The organism is Falsiroseomonas sp. E2-1-a4, from assembly GCF_051433165.1.
In the GTDB taxonomy this organism is placed as follows: domain Bacteria; phylum Pseudomonadota; class Alphaproteobacteria; order Acetobacterales; family Acetobacteraceae; genus Falsiroseomonas.
This window is the reverse complement of the sequence record NZ_JBHMFS010000006.1, coordinates 143463-164346: the sequence shown is the minus strand read 5'-3', so window position 1 is coordinate 164346 and position 20884 is coordinate 143463. Positions and strand designations below refer to the sequence as shown.

Annotated in this window: 15 protein-coding genes; 7 read left to right on the top strand and 8 right to left on the bottom strand. The window is 71.1% G+C overall.

What is annotated here, in order from left to right; translation table 11 throughout:
- The first annotated feature begins 29 nt into the window (after positions 1–29).
- From ACFHNC_RS08905 to ACFHNC_RS08875, 7 genes are read left to right on the top strand one after another with little or no spacing between them, the layout of a single operon-like run.
- Complete coding sequence (locus tag ACFHNC_RS08905; RefSeq protein WP_437168870.1) at positions 30–299, top strand: PAAR domain-containing protein; 270 nt, start codon at positions 30–32, stop codon at positions 297–299.
- Positions 300–302: 3 nt separating this feature from the next.
- Positions 303–1703: a type VI secretion system-associated FHA domain protein TagH gene (gene tagH / locus ACFHNC_RS08900; RefSeq protein ID WP_437168869.1), complete on the top strand. Its 1401-nt coding sequence runs from the start codon at positions 303–305 to the stop codon at positions 1701–1703.
- A 16-nt stretch (positions 1704–1719) separates the two neighbouring features.
- Positions 1720–3060: a type VI secretion system baseplate subunit TssK gene (gene tssK / locus ACFHNC_RS08895; RefSeq protein ID WP_437168868.1), complete on the top strand. Its 1341-nt coding sequence runs from the start codon at positions 1720–1722 to the stop codon at positions 3058–3060.
- Positions 3057–4427 (top strand): type VI secretion system protein TssL, long form, encoded by a 1371-nt coding sequence (gene tssL / locus ACFHNC_RS08890; RefSeq protein ID WP_437168867.1) that lies wholly within the window; start codon positions 3057–3059, stop codon positions 4425–4427. Before tssK ends, tssL begins: the two co-directional genes overlap by 4 nt.
- 1 nt (position 4428) lies before the next feature.
- Positions 4429–7908: a type VI secretion system membrane subunit TssM gene (gene tssM / locus ACFHNC_RS08885; protein WP_437168866.1), complete on the top strand. Its 3480-nt coding sequence runs from the start codon at positions 4429–4431 to the stop codon at positions 7906–7908.
- 18 nt (positions 7909–7926) lie between these two features.
- Entirely contained in the window at positions 7927–8445 is a 519-nt protein-coding gene (tagF, locus tag ACFHNC_RS08880; protein ID WP_437168865.1) for a type VI secretion system-associated protein TagF, read from the top strand.
- Complete coding sequence (locus tag ACFHNC_RS08875; protein WP_437168864.1) at positions 8442–9152, top strand: PP2C family protein-serine/threonine phosphatase; 711 nt, start codon at positions 8442–8444, stop codon at positions 9150–9152. Before tagF ends, ACFHNC_RS08875 begins: the two co-directional genes overlap by 4 nt.
- A 7-nt stretch (positions 9153–9159) precedes the next feature.
- Here ACFHNC_RS08875 and ACFHNC_RS08870 read toward each other — a convergent pair whose 3' ends face one another.
- The 8 genes from ACFHNC_RS08870 to lptG form a co-directional block, all read right to left on the bottom strand.
- Positions 9160–10128, bottom strand: coding sequence for a Bug family tripartite tricarboxylate transporter substrate binding protein (locus tag ACFHNC_RS08870; RefSeq protein ID WP_437168863.1), 969 nt, complete (start codon positions 10126–10128; stop codon positions 9160–9162).
- Positions 10129–10198: 70 nt separating this feature from the next.
- Positions 10199–11446 carry an acyl-CoA dehydrogenase gene (locus ACFHNC_RS08865; protein ID WP_437168862.1) on the bottom strand — a complete coding sequence of 416 codons (1248 nt, stop codon included), beginning with the start codon at positions 11444–11446 and terminating at the stop codon, positions 10199–10201.
- Positions 11447–11601: 155 nt separating this feature from the next.
- Positions 11602–13434, bottom strand: coding sequence for a DEAD/DEAH box helicase (locus ACFHNC_RS08860; protein WP_437168940.1), 1833 nt, complete (start codon positions 13432–13434; stop codon positions 11602–11604).
- A 564-nt stretch (positions 13435–13998) separates the two neighbouring features.
- Positions 13999–14964, bottom strand: coding sequence for a D-2-hydroxyacid dehydrogenase (locus tag ACFHNC_RS08855; protein ID WP_437168861.1), 966 nt, complete (start codon positions 14962–14964; stop codon positions 13999–14001).
- 49 nt (positions 14965–15013) lie between these two features.
- A complete protein-coding gene (gene rsmA, locus ACFHNC_RS08850; RefSeq protein WP_437168860.1) occupies positions 15014–15865 on the bottom strand; it encodes a 16S rRNA (adenine(1518)-N(6)/adenine(1519)-N(6))-dimethyltransferase RsmA in 852 nt (283 codons plus the stop codon).
- A gap of 173 nt (positions 15866–16038) precedes the next feature.
- Positions 16039–17337 carry a peptidylprolyl isomerase gene (locus ACFHNC_RS08845; RefSeq protein ID WP_437168859.1) on the bottom strand — a complete coding sequence of 433 codons (1299 nt, stop codon included), beginning with the start codon at positions 17335–17337 and terminating at the stop codon, positions 16039–16041.
- Between the two features lie 112 nt (positions 17338–17449).
- On the bottom strand, positions 17450–19747 hold the full coding sequence (locus ACFHNC_RS08840; protein ID WP_437168858.1) for an LPS-assembly protein LptD: 2298 nt from the start codon (positions 19745–19747) through the stop codon (positions 17450–17452).
- Complete coding sequence (gene lptG / locus ACFHNC_RS08835) at positions 19747–20883, bottom strand: LPS export ABC transporter permease LptG (RefSeq protein WP_437168857.1); 1137 nt, start codon at positions 20881–20883, stop codon at positions 19747–19749. Before lptG ends, ACFHNC_RS08840 begins: the two co-directional genes overlap by 1 nt.
- Between the last annotated feature and the right edge of the window lies 1 nt (position 20884).

Sequence of the window (20884 nt, the reverse complement as noted above, 5' to 3'; positions counted from 1 at the left end):
CAGGGCCACCGGCGTCCCGGATCACCGATATGCATATCTGCCCGATGGTCACGCCGGGCGTGCCGCCGATTCCGCATGTCGGCGGGCCGGTGCTGATGGGCTCCCCCACCGTGCTGACCGGCAAGCTGCCGCAGGCGCGCATCACCGATACCTGCCTCTGCGTCGGGCCGCCGGACATCATCGTGAAGGGCAGCATGACGGTCCTGGTGAACAAGCTGCCGGCGGCGCGCATCGGCGATACCTGCGCGCATGGCGGCGCGCTGATCATGGGCTTCCCCACCGTGCTGATCGGCGGCTGAGCCATGTCCGAAATCATCCTCTCCGTTCTGCGCTGCCCCGATGCCGTGGTGCCCGGCCAGCGCCGCGCCACCGGCGGCGAGATCAGCCTGGGCCGCGCCGGGGAATGCGACTGGCCATTGCAGGACCCAGACCGCGTGCTGTCCAAACGGCATTGCGTGCTGGAGTATTTCGGCGGTGGCTGGCAGGTGCGCGACCTGTCCACCAACGGCACCTTCGTGAACCACGGCGATGCACCGGTCGGCCGCGACCAGATCCGGCCATTGCGGGATGGCGACCGACTGCGCCTCGGGGCCTATGAGATCGAGGTTCGGATCACCGAAACCGCGGCGCAGCCAGGCTGGAGCACGGCAGCCGACCCCTTCGCGAACCCGCCACCGAGCCAGGGCTTCGGGGATGCCGCGCTGCCCGGCTTCGGCGCCCCACCGCCCGGCCCGGGTGGCGGCGGGCCGCTGCCGGATGATTTCGACCCCTTCGGCCCCGCCGGGCAGCAGGGGCCGATGCCGGACCACGCGCCCTCCACCGCCGAGGCCTTCATGGTCCCGCCGAGCCTGCCCGCCGGCAAGGCGCTGATCCCGGATGACTGGGATCTGGGCCTGACGCCACCGACGCCTTCGGCGCCACCCCCGGCGCCACCCCCTGCGCCACCCCCTGCGCCACCACCCCCCGCGGCCGATCCTTTCGCGGCGCCGGCGGCGAACCCCTTCGCGCCGTCCCCGCCTTCACCCCCGGCGCCGCCGCCCCGCGATCCCTTCCTCGAAACCGATGACGGCTTCCGCGCCCCGCCGCCTGCCGTGCCCCTCGCCCCGCCGCCGCCCACCGCAGCACCGGACAGCGCCGCCGCGCTGGCCGCGCTGCTGGCCGGCGCCGGGCTGCCGCCGCAGATGGCCGCGCAAATGGCGGCGCAGGACCCGGATGCGGCGCTGCGTGCCGCCGGGGCCGTGCTGCGCGCCGCCATCACCGGCATCCGCGCCTTGCTGATCGCGCGGGCTGATGTGAAGCGGGAATTCCGCATCGAGCAGACCATGCTCCGCGCCGCCAACAACAATCCGCTGAAATTCGCCGCCACCGAGGACCAGGCCCTCGCCGCGCTGCTCGACCCGCGCACACCCGCGCTCGCCGCGGTACAGGAAACGGTGGAGGACCTGACGGCGCATCAGGTGGCCACGCTGGCCGCCACCCAGGCCGCCGCCCGCGCCCTGCTTGAACGCCTGGCCCCGGCCTCGATCGAGGCCGAGGACCCCGGCGGCGGCCTGCTGCCCGGCGCGAAGGAAAAGCGGCTGTGGGAGGCGTACAAGCGCCGCCACGCGCTGCTGGCCGACCAGTTCGAGGATGATTTCGACAGCGCCTTCGGCAAAGCCTTCGCCCGGGCCTATGAACAAGCCACCACGCGGCGAGAGCGCTGAGGGATAACGAACGCAGATGGTCTGGCACGACAAGGTGGTCTGGCAGGAAGGCATGTTCCTTCGCGCGCAGCACTTCCAGCAGCAGGACCGGCACTTCGAGCATCTGCTCCAGGCGCGCACTGCGCCGCTGCGCGCCCACCCCTGGGGCGTGACCGAATTGTCGCTGGACCGGGATTTGCTGGCAGCCGGCCGCTTTGCCCTGTCCGGCGCCATGGGCGTGATGGAGGATGGCACGCCCTTCGCCATCCCCGGCACCGCCGACGCGCCGCTGCCGCTCGATTTGCCGGAGGGCACGCGCAACGCCGTGGTCTACCTGGCCCTGCCGCTGCGCCAGCCCGGCAGCCCGGAGGTCGCCAACCCCGATGCCGGCCCCGAAGCCGCCCGCGCCCGCCACACGCTGCGTGCCTTTGAGGCTTTCGACACCCATAGTGACAGCACCATGGCGGCCGAGCTCGGCATCGGCCGGCTGCGCATGCGCTACATGCTCGAGGGCGAGGAACGCGCCGGCTATGCCTGCCTTGGCCTGGCCCGGGTCGTCGAGGTGCAGGCGGATCGCCGCGTGGTGCTGGATGACCGCTTCATCCCGCCCTGCCTGCGCGTCTCCGCAGCCTCCGTTCTGAACAATTTGGTGGCGGAACTGGTCGGCATGCTCGGCCAGAGGGGGGAGGCGCTGGCCGCCCGCCTCGGCCAGCCCGGTGCGCGCGGCGTCGCCGATGTGGCGGATTTCCTGCTGTTGCAGACCATCAACCGCTGGCAGCCGTTGATCGCGCATTGGGCCGATGCGGGCAATCTGCATCCCGAAACGCTGTTCGCGGCGCTGGTGCAGGTGGCCGGCGAATTGGCCACCTTCACCGCGCCGGACAAGCGCGCGACGGCCTACCCCGCCTATCGGCATGACGATCTGCAACGCAGCTTCGCGCCCGTCGTGGCCGATCTCCGCCGCTCGCTCTCCGCCGTGCTGGAGACGAATGCGGTCGCCATCCCGCTGCAGGACCGCAATTTCGGCGTCCGCGTCGGCGCCATCACCGACCGCAACCTGCTGCGCGCCAGTCAGTTCGTGCTGACCGTTGCGGCGGACGTTCCTAGCGAGCAGATCAGGCGAATCTTCCCGAACCAGGTGAAGATCGGCGCCGTCGAGCATATCCGCGAGCTGGTGAATGTGGCGCTGCCCGGCATCGCCGTGCGGCCGCTGCCGGTCGCCCCGCGGCAGATTCCCTTCAACGCCGGCGCCACCTATTTCGAGCTCGATAGGGGCAGTCCGCACTGGCAGCAGATGCAGACCTCGGGCGGCTTCGCCATTCATGTCTCCGGCGAATTCCCTGGGCTGCGCATGGAGCTCTGGGCGATCCGCGCATGAGCGACAATCCCTTCTCCGAACCCGACGACAATGACCGCACCGTGGTCCGCGGACCCGGCGGGGCGGTGCCGCCACCCCGCGCCGCCGCACCCGCCCAGCCCGCCGGGCCGATGCCCGCCGCGCCGCGCATGGCGGGCGAAGCGGAGGCTTTGCCAAAGGTTGGCCTATCGCCACTCGCCGCCGCCGCCGCGCCGCTGCTGGACCTGCTGGCCCGCCTCGGCGCCGGCCCGCAGGCCGCGCAGGTCGCGAACCCCGAGGAACTCCGCGAACGCGCCATGCGCGCCCTTCGCGCCTTCGAGGCCGAGGCCCGCGCGCTGGAGGTCTCGCCCGACCAGCTTCGCGCGGCGCATTACGCGTTGTGCGCCGCGCTGGACGATGTGGCGCTCGCCACCCCTTGGGGCCAGGCGAGCGGCTGGGCGACCCGTTCGCTGGTGTCCTCCTTCCACCAGGAGGTCCGCAGCGGCGAGCGCTTCTTTGACCTGCTGGCCGGCATGCAGAAGGACCCCGGCCGCTACCTGCCGGCGCTGGAGATCTGCTACCTCTGCCTGGCCCTCGGCTTCCAGGGCCGCTATCGCCTGGCGCCGCGCGGCCATGCGGAACTGGACCGCATCCGCGAGGGGCTGTTCCAGCTTCTGGTCCAGCTTCGCGGCAATTGGGAACGCGAATTGTCGCCGCGCTGGCGTGGCGTGGATGCGCCGCATCGCGGCCCGGGCCGCTCGGTGCCGGCCTGGGTGGCGGGCGCCGTCGCCGTGGCGCTGCTGGCCTTCGGCTGGATCTTCGCCTCGGACCAGGTGAATGCGGCAGGCGACGGGTTGCAAACCCGCCTCGCCAGCCTGCCCCCTGGCGCGCTGCCCGGCATCGACCGCACCGCCCCCCCGGTGCCGCCCGCGCCACCACCACCACCACCCCCCACCGCGCGGCCGGATCTGATCGAGCGCGTCCGCACCTTCCTCGCGCCGGAAATCCGTCAGGAACTGGTCGTGGTGGATGGCGACGCGCAGCGCCTGACCATTCGAATCAAGGGCCGCGGCATGTTCGGCTCCGGCAGCGGCTCCGTGGAGCCAAGCTTCCTCCCGCTGCTGAACCGCATCGCGGAGGCGATGGCGGAGGAACGCGGCCGCGTGGTCCTCTACGGCCATTCGGACAGCCAGCCGATCCGGACCGTCCGCTTCCCCTCCAACCACCATTTGTCGCTCGCCCGCGCCGAGGCCGCGATGCGCGTCATCGCCGCCGCCAGCGCCGATCCCGGCCGCTTCAGCGCCGTCGGCCGCGCCGATACGGAACCGCTGACCAGCAACGCCACCGCCGCCGGCCGCGAGGAAAACCGCCGCATCGAATTGGTGCTGACGCGTGGGGAGGTCCGCTGAGATGAAGGCCTTCCTCACCATCCCCGCGCTGGGCGGGTTGTTCGGCGCGCTGATCCTGGTGCCGGTGATCTGGCTGTTCGCCCCGGCCCTGCTGGGTATCGAGGCGCTATGGCTGCTCGCCCTGCTCGCCGCTTTGCCGGTGCTGGCCTGGCTCGTCGTGATGCTCGTGGTGGTGATGCGCCGCCGCAAGCGGGAGGCCGGGCTGATCGCCGGCGTTACCGAGGCCGATACGCGCGCCGCCAAGGACAAGGCGAATGCGGAGGCCGCGAGCGCCGAGGAACAGGCCGTCTCTGCCCGGCTGGCGGAGGCGCTGGGCGCCCTGAAATCCGCCGGCGGCGGCAAGGGCGGCTATCTGTATGAGCGGCCCTGGTACGTCATCATCGGCCCGCCCGGCTCCGGCAAGACCACGGCGATCGAGAATTCCGGCCTGAATTTTCCTCTTGCTGCCGGCCGGGTGAAGGGCGTTGGCGGCACGCGGAATTGCGATTGGTGGATCGCGGAACAGGCCGTGCTGATCGACACCGCCGGCCGCTACACCACCCAGGATTCGGACGCGCAGGCGGACAAGGCTGGCTGGGAACGCTTCCTCGACCTACTGAAGCGGCAGCGGCCGAAGCAGCCTTTGAACGGCGTGGTCGTGGCATTCGGCGCGGATATGATCAGCCGGCTGGATGCGGCGCAGCGGGACGCGCATGCCCAGACCGTGCGCAGCCGGATCCGGGAGCTGGAACAGAAGCTCGGCCAGCGCCTGCCGGTCTATTTCGTCGTCAGCAAGGCCGATCTCATTGTCGGTTTTTCCGAATTCTTCGACGATCTCGACAAGGAAACCCGCGCCCAGGTCTGGGGCGTCACCTTCCCCGAAAAGGCGGGGCCCGAGGGCCATGCCACCAGCCTGCCAACCGAATTCGCGGCGCTGACCCAGCGCTTGCAGGACCGGCTGCTGGAACGCCTGCAGGCCGAGCGCGGCCCGGAACAGCGCGCCCGCATCGGCGGCTTCCCGGCGCAATTCGCCTCACTGGAAGCGCCGTTGCAGGCCTTCGTCACCGCGGCCTTTGGCGGATCCAAGCTCGACCCCGCGCCCTTCCTGCGCGGCATCTACTTTACCTCCGGCACCCAGGAAGGCACGCCGATCGACCGGCTGACCGGCGCACTCTCCCGCGCCTTCGGCCTGGATCCGCGCCGCCCGGCCTCCGTCATGGGCCAGAAGGGGCGCAGCTACTTCCTCGGCCGGCTGCTGCGGGATGTGGTGTTCGGCGAGGCGCGGCTGGCGGCACGGGATCGCGGCCAGGCCCAGCGCGGCCGCCTGGTGCAGGCCGGCGCCTGGGCCGCGGCGCTGCTGCTGCTGATCGGCGGCGGCGCCTGGGGCTACGCCGCGGTGAATGCCGAATCCACGCGCCGCGCGGCGCTGGAAGCCGCCATCACCCGGTCCGAACAGGCCGCGCAAGGCCTACCGCTGGATCGCATCACTGCGAATGACGAGCTGCTGCGCGTCATCCCCTATCTGGATGCCACCCGCGCACTGCCGGATGCCGCCCGCGCCGATGGCGTCGGCCTCGGGCTGAGCCAGGAGGCGAAGCTGGTGGAGGCCGGCGGCCTCTCCTACGAAAACGCGCTCGACCGCGTGCTGCTGCCGCGCCTGCTGGCCCGGCTGGAAAACCAGATCCGCGCCGGCATGCAGCGCCCCGAATTCCTGTACGAGGCCACCCGCATCTACCTGATGCTCGGTCGCGCCGGCCCGATGGACCGAGCGCTGGTGCAGGAATGGATGACGCTGGACTGGCAGCAGGCCTTCCCCGGCGCCGTCGGCACGCCGGTGCGCGATGCGCTGGCCGGCCATCTGAACGCCCTGCTCGCCACCGATTTCAGCCGCTACGCGCTGGATGGCGCGCTGGTGGACCAGGCGCGGCGCATCTTCTCCCGCCTGCCGATGGCCGAGCGCATCTACAGCCGCCTGCGGACGGCGGCGAACAGCACGCAGCCCTGGAAGCCCGGCGATGCCATGGGGGTTGCCGGCCAGCGCTGGTTCGCCACCGCCTCGGGCCGCCCGATCGCGGAGCTCGCCGTGCCCGGCCTGTTCACGGTGGATGGGCTGCACAAGGCGCTGCTGCCGCAACTGCCCCGCGCCATCCTGGAAGCGGCCTCCGAAAGCTGGGTGCTGGGGCCGGAGGCCGCCACAGCCATGGCCGGCGACCCGCGCCAGCTCGAAGCCTCGGTGCTGCGCCTGTATGCGGAGGATTACGCCCGCGCCTGGCAGGCCATGCTGGCCGACATCGTGCTGCCGCCCTTCAGCAGCCTGCCCCAGGCGGCGGAGGCGCTGAACCTGCTCGGCGCGCCCAACTCCCCCCTGCGCGACGTGCTGCGCGGCGCCGCCCGCCAGCTTTCCCCGGGCACGCCGCCCGAGGCGCCGCCCGGCGCCGCCGCCGCCGCTGATGCCGCGCAGCAGGCTGCGACCAGCAGCCGCCTCGCCGCCGCGGTCGGCGCCGCCTTGCAGCCTTCCTCCGCCGCCCCGGTCGCAACCATCGTGGAGGAGCGCTTCAAGCCGCTGCGGGAGGTCGCAGGCCAGCCGCTGGACGCCATCCTGGCCATCGTGAACGAGCTGTATGTGCAGGTGGCGCGCGTCGTGTCCTCCCCACCCGGCACGGTCATTCCCCCCAGCATCGGCCTCGACCCCGGCCAGCGCCTGGCGGCGGAGGCGCAGCGCGCGCCCGAGCCACTCTCCCGCTGGCTGACCACCCTGTCGCTGTCCACCGCCACCGCCCGCAGCGGCGGCGCACGCGCCGCCATCGCGGCGGCGGGCGGCGCGGCGCTGGCGCCCTTCTGCCGAGGGCTGGAGACGCGCTTCCCGTTCCGCCAGACGATTTCCGCCGCCGACACACCCTATGATGATTTCGTCCGGCTGTTCGGCCCGGGTGGCGTCTTCGACCAGTTCTTCGCCCAGCATCTGCGCAACTTCGTCGACACCACCCAGCGCCCCTGGCGGCCGGTGGCCGCCGATGGCCTGGTGCCGCCCGTCACCCCGGCGGATCTGCTGCAATTCCAGCGCGCCGCCGCCATCCGCGACGCCTTCTGGCCGGCCGGTGCCGCCGGGGCCGCCATGGGGCTGCGCTTCGAGCTGGTGCCGCTCGGCATTGACCCCGGCGCCACCGTCGCGGTGCTGGAGGTGGAGGGCAACCGCGTGGTGCTGGCAGGCGAAGGCGCCACCAGCCGCCCCATCCCGATGCAATGGCCGGCGCGCGGCGGCATCACGCTCACCTTCGACCCACCCAGCTCCGCCGGGCCGCTGGCCACCGATGGCGCCTGGGCGGCGATGCGTCTGGTCTCGCGCGGCCGGCTGACCACGACCCGCGCGGCGGACCGGCTACGCCTGACGGTGCAGCATGGCGACCGGCGCGCGGAGTTCGAGCTGCGCGCCTCCTCCATCATGCATCCCTTCGGGCTGCGTGAGTTGCAGGATTTCCGTTGCCCGGCGCTGGCGCCATGATCCGGCCGGGCGCCTGACATGCCCCCCGGTTTCCTCGGTAAGCTGCCGGCGCATGGCGATTTCCTGCGGCGCGCGCTGCCGGAGGATTTTGCCCTGCCCTGGGACGAATGGCTGCAAGCCGGGCTTTCGGCCCTGCGCGACGATCTGGGCGAGGCGGAATTCGCCGCCGCCTGGGAAGCCGCCCCCGCCTGGCGCTTCCTGCTGCCAGCCGGCGCCTGCGGCACATCCCGTGTTGCCGGGGTGATTTTGGCGAGCGAGGACATGGTCGGCCGCCGCTACCCGCTGACCCTGGCGGCGCTTCTGCCCGACCACGCCCCGCCTCCCGCGGAGGCCTGGTTCGATCAACTGCACGCCGCCGGCCAGCAGGCCCGTGCGCTCGGCCAGGATGCCGATACGCTGCTGGCCGCCCTGCCCGAACCCTGGGCGGAGGGCGCAGCACCCGAGGAAGGCTGGTGGCTGACACCCGAGCACCACTGGCCGCTGCCGGCCCTGCCACCGCCGATGCTGTTCCGTGTGCTGCTGGAGGGCGGGGGATGAAGGGCGCATTGACCAGCGAGGCCGCCACCCACCCCGGCGCGGTGCGGCATCGCAACGAGGATGCCTTGCTGGACCGCCCCGATGTCGGGCTCTGGGCGGTGGCCGATGGCGCGGGTGGGCATGGCGCCGGCGATGTGGCCTCCGCCGCCGTGGTCGCCGCGCTGCAGGACCTGCCCCCGGCGCTCTCGGCGGCCGAAATGCTGGCGCAGGTGCGGCTGCGGATCACTGCCGTGCATGCGGAATTGCAGCACCAGGCGGCCCAGGCCGGGCCGGGCCGGATGATCGCGACGACGCTGGTGGTGCTGCTGGCCCGCGGCGGGCATTTCGCCTGCCTCTGGGTGGGTGACAGCCGCATTTACCTGCTGCGCGACGGCGCCTTCACCCGCCTGACCCGCGACCACAGCCTGGTGCAGGACCTAGTGGACCAGGGCGTGCTGCGGGAGGATGAGGCCGAGTCCCACCCCCAGGCCAACATCATCACCCGCGCGGTGGGGGCGGAGGGCGCGCTGGAGCTGGACAAGACCAGCGCCCGCCTGGCCCCGGGCGACCTGTTCCTGCTGTGCAGCGATGGCCTGTTCAAAGCGGTGCCGGAGGCCGAGATCGGCCGCATGCTGGCCGATGGCTTTGGCGCGGAGTTGCTGTTGCAGGCCGCTCTCGCCAATGGCGCGCGGGACAATGTGACCGCCATCACCGTCCGCGCGGGTTGATGCGCCGCTACAGCGCGATCTTCCCATCCCCCAGCACCGCCTTGTAGCGCTCGATCTCCATCGCCAGGAAGGCGCGGAATTCGGCGCCGCGGCGGCTGGCGGGGATGGACCCGCCTGTGGTCAGGATGCGCTGGAAAGCCGGTGCGCCCATCGCCTGGTCGGACGCCGCGCCGAGCTTCGTCACCACCTCCGCCGGCAGCCCGGCCGGGCCGAAGATGCCGACCCAGCTCTGCGCATCGATATCGCCATAGCCCTGTTCCTGCAGCGTCGTCAGATCGGGCAGCGGGCCGATGCGCGCCAGCGTGCCGGCGGCCAGCGGGCGCAGCCGCCCATCGGCGATCATCGGGCCCACCGTATTGATGCCCTCGATCGTCATGTCCACCCGCCCGGCGATCAGATCCGCCATGGCGGGCGCGCTGCCGCGATAGGGCACATGGGTGAACTCCACCCCGGCCCGCTGCGCCAGCATGGAACAGGCCGTGTGGTGGACGGACCCGATCCCGGCGGAGCAGTAGGAAATCGCTCCCGGCCGCACCCGCGCCGCCTCGATCAGCGCCGCCGTGCTGCGGAAGGGGGATGCAGCCGGCACCACCAGCAGATGCGGGTGCACGGCCAGTTGCGCCACCGCCGTCAGATCATTCAGCGGGTCATAGGGCAGGTTGGAGAACAGCGCGGCGGCCACCGCATTCGGCGTGGAGTGGCCCAGCAGCAGCACGGAGCCATCCGCCGGCGCCTTGGCCACCGCATCCGCGGCAATCGTGCCGGAGGCGCCGGAGCGGTTCTCCACCACGAAATTCTGGCCGAGGATGGCGGTGTATTGCTCCGCGATGGCGCGGGCGACGATGTCCGTGAAGCCGCCCGGCGCGAAGCCCACAAGCAGCCGCACCTGCCGGTTCGGCCAGGCGCCCTGGGCATGGACCGCGGGGGCAGCAAGCAGGGTAAGGGCGGCAGCGCCGAGGGCGCGACGTGTGGGCATCTGGGATACTCCTGATGCCCAAAGCGTAACCCCGGTTACTGCGACGCAGCAACCGGGGTTTCGTTTCGTTTCAGCCGCCGAAGGCGTTCAGGCCGGTCTGGGCGCGGCCGAGGATCAGCGCATGGACGTCATGCGTGCCCTCATAGGTGTTCACCGTCTCCAGGTTCATGACGTGACGGATCACGTGATACTCGTCGACGATCCCGTTGCCGCCATGCATGTCCCGCGACATGCGCGCGATATCCAGCGACTTGCCGCAATTGTTGCGCTTGACCAGGGAGATCATCTCCGGCGCGACCTTGTGCTCGTCGAACAGCCGGCCGACGCGCAGCACGGCGTGCAGGCCTAGCGTGATCTCGGTCTGCATGTCAGCCAGCTTCTTCTGCACCAGCTGAGTCTGCGCCAGCGGACGGCCGAACATCTTGCGCTCCAGCGTGTAGGTTCGCGCCGCATGCCAGCAGAATTCGGCAGCGCCCAGCGCCCCCCAGGCGATGCCGTAGCGCGCCCGGTTGAGGCAGGAGAAGGGGCCGGCGAGCGACTTCACGCCGGGGAGCTTGTTCTCCTCCGGCACAAAGACCTCATCCATCATGATCATGCCGGTGACGGAGGCGCGCAGGCTGAATTTTCCTTCAATTTTCGGGAAGGAAAGTCCCTTCATGCCGCGCTCCAGCAGGAACCCGCGCAGGATGCCCTCGTCGTCCTTGGCCCAGACCACCGCCACGTCGGCGATGGGCGAATTGGTGATCCAGGTCTTGGAACCGCTGACCAGGTAGCCGCCATCCACCTTCTTGGCGCGGGTGCGCATGGAGGAGGGGTCGGAGCCCGCATCCGGCTCGGTCAGGCCGAAGCAGCCCACCCACTCGCCGGTCCGCAGCTTCGGCAGAAACTTCTGCTTCTGCTCTTCGGAGCCGAAGGCGTGGATCGGGTACATGACCAGGGACGACTGCACCGAGAAAGCGGAACGGTAGCCGCTATCGACCCGCTCCACCTCGCGGGAGATCAGCCCGTAGGAGACGTAGTTCACGCCTGCGCAGCCATAGCCCTCGAGCGTCGCGCCCAAAAAGCCCATCTCGCCGAACTCGTTCATGATTTCCCGGTCGAAACTCTCGTTCCGGTTGGCCATGAGCACGCGCGGCATCAGCTTTTCCTGGCAGAAGTCGCGCGCCGCATCGCGGATCATGCGCTCGTCTTCCGACAGCTCCAGGTCGAGCAGCAGGGGATCGTCCCAGGTGAAGCTGGACTTGCCGGATGCCTTGGCCGTGCCTTGGGCCTCGATGGGTGCGCCTGCGCTGCTGGGCACCGGGGTAACGACGTTCATGGCTTCCTCCTGGGGGCGGCCTCGTATCCGGCAAAGCCAGGGTAAGGGCCCGAGATACGGAAAGGGCTGGCCGGAACCCGAAGGTCCCGCTTACCTAATCTGGCGCGGTCCCCGGCATCCGGCAACCGCGCGGCAACCAATTCAAGGCGAGCCGTTCAGGCCGCCTCGGCATCCGAGCCAGGATCGCGCCGCGGCTTCGGCACGCTCAGCAGCATGAATGCCGGTACCGTATCGCCGAAGCCGAGAGGGGAGGGACCGGCCTCGCGGTCTTCCCGGCGTTCGCGCCGGAATTCCTCGCGGCGCGCCTCCAGTGACTGCGGCTCCTCACGCTTCGTGTCCCCACGGCGCGGACGCGCCTCGTCACGCGGCGGACGCGCATCCTCACGTGGCGGACGTGCCTCGTCGCGCGGCGGACGTGCCTCGCCGCGCGGCGGACGGGCTTCCTCACGTGGCGGGGCTGCCTCGTCCCGCGGCGGGCGGGCATCACGGCGTGGGCCGCGATCCTCCCGCGGCGGACGCTCGGCGCGCACGGCCTCCTCGGCACGCGGCGGCGGCGCGTCACGGCGCGGCGCTTCGCCCCGGCCACGCCCACGGCCCTTGCCACCAGCAGCCTCACGCCCACCCGGCGCGGCGCGGCCGCCCCGGCCACGGCGGGCCTTGGCGCCTTCCTCGATTTCCTCGGCCGTCACCGGCTCCAGACCCGCGATTTCCATGCGCGGAATCGGCTTGCCGGTCAGGCGCTCGATCGCGGCGACGGATTTCGCATCCTCGGGCACGGCCAGCGAATAGGCCTTGCCCTCGCGCCCCGCGCGACCGGTGCGGCCGATGCGGTGGACATAGTCCTCGGCATGGAAGGGCACGTCGAAGTTGAAGACATGGCTGAGCCCGCCGATGTCGAGGCCACGCGCCGCCACATCGCTGCACACCAGAAGCTGGACCTCATTCGCCTTGAAGCGGTTCAGCGTCGCGAAGCGCACCGACTGCTCCAGGTCGCCATGCAGCGCGCCAACCGAGAAGCCGTGCTTCTTCAGCGACTTATAGAGGACGTCGACCTCGACCTTGCGGTTGCAGAAGATCAGCGCGTTCTGCACGTCTTCCTTGTTCAGAAGCTGGCGCAGCGCCTCCCGCTTCTCATGCTCCCGCACCCAGACGAGGCCTGTGGTGATGGTGGAAGCGACGGTCGCGGGGGCGGAGACGGTGATCTCGCGCGGGTTCTGCAGGAAGGCATCGGCCAGGCGCCGGATCTCGGGCGCCATGGTGGCGGAGAAGAACAGCGTCTGGCGCATGCGCGGCAGCATGGAAACGATGCGCTCGACATCCGGGATGAAGCCCATGTCCAGCATGCGATCGGCCTCGTCGATGACGAGCACCTTGCAGTCGGCCAGCAGGATGCGGCCGCGATCGAACAGGTCGAGCAACCGGCCCGGCGTCGCGATCAGCACGTCCACGCCCTTTTCGAGCACGTCGCGCTGGTCGTTCATGCTCTCGCCGCCAATCAGCAGGGCATGATTCAGGTTCAGGTGCTTGCCGTACTTCACGAAGTTCTCGGCAACCTGCAGCGCCAGCTCGCGCGTCGGCTCCAGGATCAAGGACCGCGGCATGCGCGCCTTGGCCCGGGACCCGGCCAGGATGTCGAGCATCGGCAGGGTGAAGCCGGCGGTCTTGCCGGTGCCGGTCTGCGCGCAGCCCAGCACGTCCCGGCCCATCAGGATTATCGGGATCGCCTGTTCCTGAATCGGCGTCGGGTGCAGGTAGCCGGTCTCGGCAACAGCCCGCAGGATCGGCTCGGACAGGCCGAGATCAGTGAAGGTCGTGCGCGGCGGTTCCTCCGCGGCCCAGCTCGCGGCTTCCTCCGCCTCATCCTTGGCGGCTTCGGCCTCGGCCTCGGTCAGCGCAGGGCTTTCGGCAACAGGCTCGGCCACCGGCGTTTCCGCCACGGGCTGAGCCGTTTCCGAGGCCGGCGCCACAACGGACTCCGGCGCCGAGATCTCGGCGACGGGCTCCGCTGCCGGTTCGGCGGCCGGCGCCTCTGCGAGCAGGGGTGCTTCGGCCTTGGGCGCGGCGGCCTTGCGTGTCCTGGGCTTGCGTGCGGGTGCGGGCTCCGCCTCCGTGCCAGCTTCCGCCTTGGCGGTGCGGGCCGCCGGGGTCTTGGCGCTTGGTGCCCGGCGCTTGCGCGGCGCGGGGGCCGCGTCCGCAGCCTCCGCAGGCGCAGCCACCGCGGACGTTTCCGTCGCGGGGATGCCGGCTTCGGCCGGGGCGGTGGTGTGTTCGGTCTCGGCCGCGCGCGGGGCGGTCGCGTCGCTATGATCGCTCAACGTGCTTGGTTCTCTGCATGCCTCGGACCTGCCCGCCACCTGCACGCATCCCCGCAGGGACGCGCATTCGGCGGGGGCGCCCCACAGGCGCAATGACGGGCGCTTGGCGGGGCCGGGCGGGATGCAGCGCATATGCGCCGCAATGGCCGGGAAATCAAGGCAAGACGCCGCCCCGGCCGCATTTGGCAGGCCAGCCGGATACATACCGCGTGGCGGCCATGCCTCCGGCGCAACCCGTCACACCACCTGGTTGACCAGCTTCTCCCCGGCCCGCAGGCGGGGCAGGTTGGCTTCCAGCAGGTCCAGCACATTGCCCTCATAGGCCCGCGTCTCGCCCCCGGTATGCGGCGTGATGAAGACGTTCGGCATGGCCCAGAGCGGGCTGGCGCCGGTCAGCGGCTCCTCCGCCGTCACATCCAGCGCCGCCTGGCCAAGCTGGCCGGAGGCGAGTGCCGCGATCAGCGCCGCTTCGTCGCACACCGCGCCGCGCGCCACATTCACCAGCGTGGCACCCGGCTTCATGGCGGCGAAGGCGGCGGCATTCATCAGGCCGCGCGTCTCCGGCGTCAGCGCGCAGGTCAGCGCCACGATGTCGGCGCGGCCGAGCTGCGCGTGCAGCGCATCCATGCCGTGGATTTCATCCGCACCCTCGCTGCCCTTGGACGGGTCCTGCCGCAGGCCCACCACCTTCATGTCGAAGGCCTTGGCGAGGCGGGCCAGCCGCCCGCCGATGCGGCCGATGCCGACCACCAGCAGAGTCTTGCCGCCAAGCTCATCCTCGCGCTGGGTCAGGTCGCCGATCATGCCACGCCAATGCTGCTTCACCTGGTTGTCGCGCGCCTGCGGCAGCAGCCGTGCCTGCGCCAGAATCAGCGACATGGCGTGTTCGGACACCGCATTGGCGTTCGCGCCCTGCGCCGAGGCGAGGCGGATGCCGGCCCCGGCCAGCACCGCCTTGTCGTACTGGTCGACGCCGGCGCTGATGGACTGGATGAACTTCAGCCGCGGCGCCTTCGCCGCCAGGTGGTTGCGCCACATGCCGGAGACCAGCAGCACATCCGCCTCCGGCAGCCGCGCCTCCAGCTCCTCCAGGCTCCGCACCTCGAAATGCTTCAGCTTGCCGCCGCGCTGGGCGTAGCGCTCGCTGAAACGGTAGGCGACATGGGCGAAGCAGAGGGTGAGCTGGTCATCGGGTGGCAGCATGGCGCGTTTCTCCTGGCGTCCCGGGCGCACCAAACCCGCTGCCAGCTTGTCAGGCAACCCCGGCAGAGGCCTCGCGGGCCAGCAATGCGCGGGCGAGGCGGTCGAATTCCGCGATGGTCAGCGTCTCCGCCCGCCTGTCGCCGGCGATCTCGGCGGCTTCCAGCAGCGCCTCCGCCTGCCCGAGCTGCTTGAGCGCGCCGCGCAGCATCTTGCGGCGCTGGCCGAAGGCGGCGGCGGTGGTGCGTTCCATGGCGGCGAACAGCGCCGGGCCGGGGTCTTCCGCATGCGGCGTCAGCCCGACCACGGCGGAGAACACCTTGGGCGGCGGGCTGAACGCGCCCGGCGGCAGGCTGAGCAGAAACTGCGCGCGGCAGCGCCACTGCGCCAGCACGCCGAGCCTGCCATAGGCGTCGCTGCCCGGTGCGGCGCAGATGCGCTCCGCCACTTCCTGCTGGAACATCAGGGTCATGCCCTCGATTTCGGAGGCATGGCGCAGCCAGCCGACCAGCAGGGGCGTGGCGACATTGTAGGGCAGGTTGGCGATGATGCGGCGCGGCGCCGGCAATTCGGCCAGCGGGTCGGTATCCAGCGCATCCGCCTCCTGCACCGTCAGGCGGCCGGGGTAATGCGCCGCGAGCGTCGTCAGCGCCGCGATCGCGCGCCGGTCCAGCTCTACCGCCAACACATGCGCGACCGGCGTCGCCAGCAGCGCGCGCGTCAATCCGCCAGGGCCGGGACCGACCTCCAGCACATGCCGCCCGGTCAGGTCGCCGGCCAGCGCCGCGATCCGGCCGCAGATCGCCGGGTCCAGCAGGAAGTGCTGCCCGAGCGATTTGCGCGCATCCAGCCCGTATTCGCGGACCGTGTCGCGGAGGGAGGGGAGCGCCGAAAGCTCAGACATTCTGGACAGCGCCGGGTACCCGAAAACTCACGACCAAGATCGCCGGGCACGCCCTGCGGTGGCCGCAGGCCGCCGAGGCGCCGAATGGCGCCCGCCGCCCATGCGGCGAGCCAAGCCGCCGGAGGCGGCGCCTGGCGCCTGAAGGCTGAAAAACAGCAGTTGAGGCGACAGCCTCAACTGCGCATCTCGATCTGCGCGCGGCGGCGCAGGTCGCGCTGCACCTGGCGGGAGAGCAGCTCGGCACGGTCGCGCAGCAACTGGGCGCGGGCGGCATCCGGCGTCAGCTCCGCCTGGTTCCGTGTTTCCCGCGTGCAGACCATGATGATGGCGACGCCATCGGGCGCGATCACCGGCTGGCTGGCCCGGCCGGGCTGAAGCCCGCCAATCAACTGGCGCAGCGCCGGCGGCTGCACGCCTTCCAGCCTGACCTCGCCAGGGTTGGGGTCCCGCCCGCTGCCGCCGGCGCGGGCGGCCGCCTCCACCGCCTCGCAGCTTCGCGCGGAGTTGGACAGGGCGCGGGCGCGTTCCACCGTCTGGATCTGCTGCTGCGTCGGGTTGTTCGGGTCGAGCTGCCCGGTGAAGGGGAAGAAGGCCTGACGCAGCGTCAGGACGGTTGCCATGTCGCGCCCCACTTCCCGCCGCTGGCGCAGCGCCACGATCTGGAAGCCGCCGGGGACGCGGATCGGGTTGGCGATGGCGCCGGGCGGCATCTGGCGCACCACCTCCGCCACTTCCTGGTCCAGCGCCTCCGCCCCCACCCAGCCGAGGTCGCCGCCCTGCAGCGCCGTCTGCGCCTGGCTGAACTGCGTCGCCGCCACCGGGAAGGGCACACCGCGGCGGAGCTGGCTCACCACCTCATCGACGAAGGTCCGCACTTCCGGCTCCTCGGCCGGGTCGTCCACTGGCACGAAGATCTCGCTGACCAGGAATTCGGGCTGCCCGGTGCGGGCGCGCTGGGAGGCGATGAGCTCCGCCACCGCGGCCTCGGAGGGTTCCGCCTGCGGGCCGAGCAACTGGCGCACCAGCCGCGCCCAGCCGATCTGCACCCGAAGCTGGTCATACAGCACGCGGGGTTCCACCCCGGCGCGGCGCAGCTGGGCCACCAGGGCGCCGGCGGGCAGGCCGTTGCGGCGCTCCAGCTCGGCCACGGCGCCGGCGATGTCGGCATCCGTCACCGGAATGCGGCGGCGCTGCACTTCCTGCACCCGCAGGCGCTCATCGACCAGCAGGCGCGTCACCTGCGGGGTCAGGCGTTCGAGCACCTGGGGCGTCATGTTCAGCCCGGCATTCAGCGCGAACAGCCGTCGCCGGCCATCGACATCGGCCTGGGTGACAATGTCCCCGTTGATCACGGCGACGATGCGATTGACCTGCTGCCCGGCCGCCTGGGCGAGCACAGGGGCGGGAAGGGTCAGGATGGGCGCGCTGGCCAGGGTGGACAGCAGCAGCAGGGCTCGGGCGGTAAGGCGCATGGCGCGTTCCTAAAGCATTTTCAGATCAGGCGTAATCGCCTTGCAGTCCGGGTTCGGCGGCCCGGCCGGGCACGTCACCTGGCAGATCGTCACCTGGCAGATCGCCGGCGCATCACAGCGCCCGCAGCCCGAAATCGCCGACCGTTTTCAGCCCGACCCGGAACAGCAGCAAGGTCCCACCGGTATAATCGGCCCGGGTCGTCGGGTCCTCCGCCCAGCTTCGGACGAAGCGGGTCTCGAAGATGAAGCACTCATCCTCATAGGTGGCGGAGACCTGGGCGGCAACCGGCCGGTCCAGCCCGATATCATAGCGCCCGAACAGCCCGACCCGCCAATTCTCGTTCAACCGGAAGGTGCCGCCGAGGGAGACTTCCTCCCGCTTGCGGGTGGTGACGTTGGGCGCCGGGTTGGTCAGCAGGTAGCCGCCGGACAGGCTGAAGGGTCCGCCGAAGACGGTGGCGGTGGCGTCCCACAGCCTGCCCTCCCCGGTGTCACGGTCCAGCCGCCCGCGGCCGAGCAGTTCCAGCCAGGTCACCGGCGCCAGCCGCAGCCGCCCGACCCAGTCGGAGGACCGGTTCTCCAGCCCCGACCCATCGGCAAAGGTTTCATCAGTAGCGAGGCGGACGGAACGCCCGGCCAGGCCCTCCAGCTGCCCGCCATTGGGGAACAGCCAGGCGCCGCGCAGCGCCGCATCGGCCCGCGTGCCACCCTCGAAGCGGTCGCGGCCCTGGAAGCGGTTCAGGCTGAACAGGTTCGCGTCGGTGAATTCGAAATCGAGGCTGTCCTCATTCGGTAAGCGCAGCTGCGCGCCAGTGGCAGGGCCGGTCACCAGCTGCACGCGCGGCTCGATGATCTGGGAGCCATACTCGCCGGCGCTGCGGACCAGGGGCATGCGCCAATCCACCGCCGTGCGGATATGGCCGCGGCCGAAGAAGCCATCGCCGCCGGCATTGCCGAAGGTCGGCGCCAGCGCCAGCCCATCCACCCAGCCGCCAACCACATCGGCATGGGTGCGGAAGGTCCAGATGTCGCCCATGTCGCCGACCAGCGGCAGTTCATAGGCCGCGCGGGTCGCGATGCGCCGTGTGTCCGTGCCCCTGGCGCGGAACAGGCTGAAGGCGGAGGCATCCACCGTGAAGCGCCCGCCGATTCCGTCGGTCGGGAAGACGTAGTCGGCGTAGCCGCGCGGCAACACGAAGGGGGTCAGGTCCGTCGAATTGGCGGCATCCAGCCCCTGGTACAGCATCGTGTCGATGCGGGCGTAGCCCTCCGCCCCCCAGAAGCCCTCCGCATAGGCCGTGGTGGTCAGCACCCGTGGCGAGCCGTAGCGCCAGGCCTGCAGATATTCGCGGGAGGAAGCGCGGTTCAGCGCAAAGCCGGTGCGCCAATTCTCATTCAGCGTGAAGCGGCCCTGGGCGAAGATATGCCCGCCCAGGCCATCCGCATCCGTCCCCTCCAGCGTGCCGACCGAGCCTTCCAGCGTCACCTCGCCATTGTTGAAGCGGCGGCGATAGGCGCCACCCAGGTTGGGTACCTGGTTGGTGGAGGTGGTGAGGCTGATGGTCGCGTCCGAATGGTCGTCGATCGCCCAGTAATAGGGCAGCACGGCGAAGCCACCGAGAAAGCGCGACTGCCCCAGGGTCGGCGACAGGAAGCCCGAGGCGCGCGGCGCATCCGGCGAGGCATGGCTGAAATAGGGCGTGTACAGCAGCGGCACGCCGGCGAATTGCACCGACGCATCGCGGTAGCGCACGCGCTGTTCCTCGCTGTCCAGCGTCGCGATGCGGGCGCGCAACTGCCACAGCGGCGGTCGCGTCGGGTCCTCCGGGCACAGGTCGCAGGACGAATAGACCACCCGCGCCAGGTCGGTGACTGTGCCGCCGGTGCGCCGCGCGCCGGCGGCAGCGATTCGGGCATTGGCGGCGAGCAGGCCGCGGATACCCTCGATGGCGGCATCGCGCATGCCATCGGTCAGTTCCACGCGGTCCGCGAACAGGGTCTGCCCATCCGGCTCGATCAGCGCGACATTGCCGGTTGCGGTCGCGAGGCCGGTTTCGCGGTTGTAGGTGAATTCATCGGCGCGCAGCACGCGGTCGCCCTGCCAGGCTTCCACCTTGCCGCGGGCGGTGACGGTGTTGGTGGTCTGGTCGTACTGGACCTCATCGGCCGTGAAGGTGACGGGGCCTTCGCCGACGGCGCGGTTGCCCAACCCCATCATGCCCTGCTGGGCACCCGGCCCGGTCGGATGCAGGACAAGGCCCAGGGCGGTCAGCGCCGCCAGCCCGGCCAGGCGCCACCGCCCGGCCCCGGCTGCGACGCAAGGGGCGGGCAACGCGGGCGTTGCCGCCTGCCGGATCAGCGGCCGGATCGGCGGCGGCAGCTTCCGGGATGGCCGGGTGGTCGGCGGCATCAGCCATCCTCCAGGTGCAGCAATAAAGCCAACGCCAGCAGCAGCCCGGCGAGCGTCGGCGCCCAGGCCGCCAGGATCACGGGCAGGGAACCTGCCTCGCCCATTTCATTGCTCACCTTGTCCAGCACGAACAGGGCGAATCCCGCGGCGACGCCGCCACCGATCATCTGCGCCACCCCGCCGCGCCGGGTCTGGCGCATCGAGAAGCCGGCCGCCAGCAGTGCCATGCCGAGCGCCAGGGCCGGCAGGGCCAGCAGCGACTGGAACTGGATGCGGTGGCGCACGGCGGAGAAACCGGCCTCCTCCAGCACCGCGATGAAGCGCGGCAACGCCCAGAAGCCCAGCGTCTCCGGCGATGCGAAGCTGTCCTGGATGCGGTCGGGCGTCAGTTCGGTGGGCAGGCTGATCTGCGCCGCAGGGCTGGCGATGCGGTCGGCGCCGAAGCTCACCGCCTGGTCGAACACCCAGGCGCCGTCGATCAGCCGGGCGCGCGGCGCCTCCAGCCGGGCCAGCGGGCGGTCATCGGCGGAAAGCCGCCAGACCGTGACCTCGTGCAGTTCGAAGCGCGGCCCGCGGGCCACCAGGTTCGCCGTATCCTGGCTCGGCAAGGGACGGCCGGAGATGATGGCCACCCCATACGGGTCCAGCGCCCGGTCCGCCTGCCGCAGCCAGAGCCGCCCCCCGGCGAGGGAGGACAGGCCGCCCCCGGTGCGGAGGAAGGACATGTCCATCCGCTCCGCCCGCGCCAGCAGGGCGGAGGAAACGGGGGAGATGCCGAAGGTGCCCAGCATGCCGAGCAGTAGCGCCACCACCAGCGGCCCGGTCAGGAACCCCCAGGCGGAAATGCCGGCCGCCCGCGCCACGATCAGCTCGGAAGATCGCGTCAGCCGCCAGAAAGCGATGATGCCACCCAGCAGGATGGCAAACGGCAGAATCTGCAGGGCGACGAAGGGCAGCCGCATCGCCGCGATCTGCAAGGGGATGGTGTAGCCCACATCCGGCCGCGTCGCCGCCCGGCGCAGCAGCTCGATGAAGTCGAACAGCGCGACCAGCCCGATCAGCGCCGCCATGACCAGCAATGTCGCGACCAGGAAGCCGCGTGCCACATAGCCGGTCAGCGTGGGGGTGAAGACCATG

Coding starts and splice junctions, on each gene's coding strand:
- ACFHNC_RS08905 (WP_437168870.1), top strand. CDS start 30: ATGCATATCTGCCCGATGGTCACGCCGGGCGTGCCGCCGATTCCGCAT.
- tagH (WP_437168869.1), top strand. CDS start 303: ATGTCCGAAATCATCCTCTCCGTTCTGCGCTGCCCCGATGCCGTGGTG.
- tssK (WP_437168868.1), top strand. CDS start 1,720: ATGGTCTGGCACGACAAGGTGGTCTGGCAGGAAGGCATGTTCCTTCGC.
- tssL (WP_437168867.1), top strand. CDS start 3,057: ATGAGCGACAATCCCTTCTCCGAACCCGACGACAATGACCGCACCGTG.
- tssM (WP_437168866.1), top strand. CDS start 4,429: ATGAAGGCCTTCCTCACCATCCCCGCGCTGGGCGGGTTGTTCGGCGCG.
- tagF (WP_437168865.1), top strand. CDS start 7,927: ATGCCCCCCGGTTTCCTCGGTAAGCTGCCGGCGCATGGCGATTTCCTG.
- ACFHNC_RS08875 (WP_437168864.1), top strand. CDS start 8,442: ATGAAGGGCGCATTGACCAGCGAGGCCGCCACCCACCCCGGCGCGGTG.
- ACFHNC_RS08870 (WP_437168863.1), bottom strand. CDS start 10,128: ATGCCCACACGTCGCGCCCTCGGCGCTGCCGCCCTTACCCTGCTTGCT.
- ACFHNC_RS08865 (WP_437168862.1), bottom strand. CDS start 11,446: ATGAACGTCGTTACCCCGGTGCCCAGCAGCGCAGGCGCACCCATCGAG.
- ACFHNC_RS08855 (WP_437168861.1), bottom strand. CDS start 14,964: ATGCTGCCACCCGATGACCAGCTCACCCTCTGCTTCGCCCATGTCGCC.
- rsmA (WP_437168860.1), bottom strand. CDS start 15,865: ATGTCTGAGCTTTCGGCGCTCCCCTCCCTCCGCGACACGGTCCGCGAA.
- ACFHNC_RS08845 (WP_437168859.1), bottom strand. CDS start 17,337: ATGCGCCTTACCGCCCGAGCCCTGCTGCTGCTGTCCACCCTGGCCAGC.
- ACFHNC_RS08840 (WP_437168858.1), bottom strand. CDS start 19,747: ATGCCGCCGACCACCCGGCCATCCCGGAAGCTGCCGCCGCCGATCCGG.
- lptG (WP_437168857.1), bottom strand. CDS start 20,883: ATGGTCTTCACCCCCACGCTGACCGGCTATGTGGCACGCGGCTTCCTG.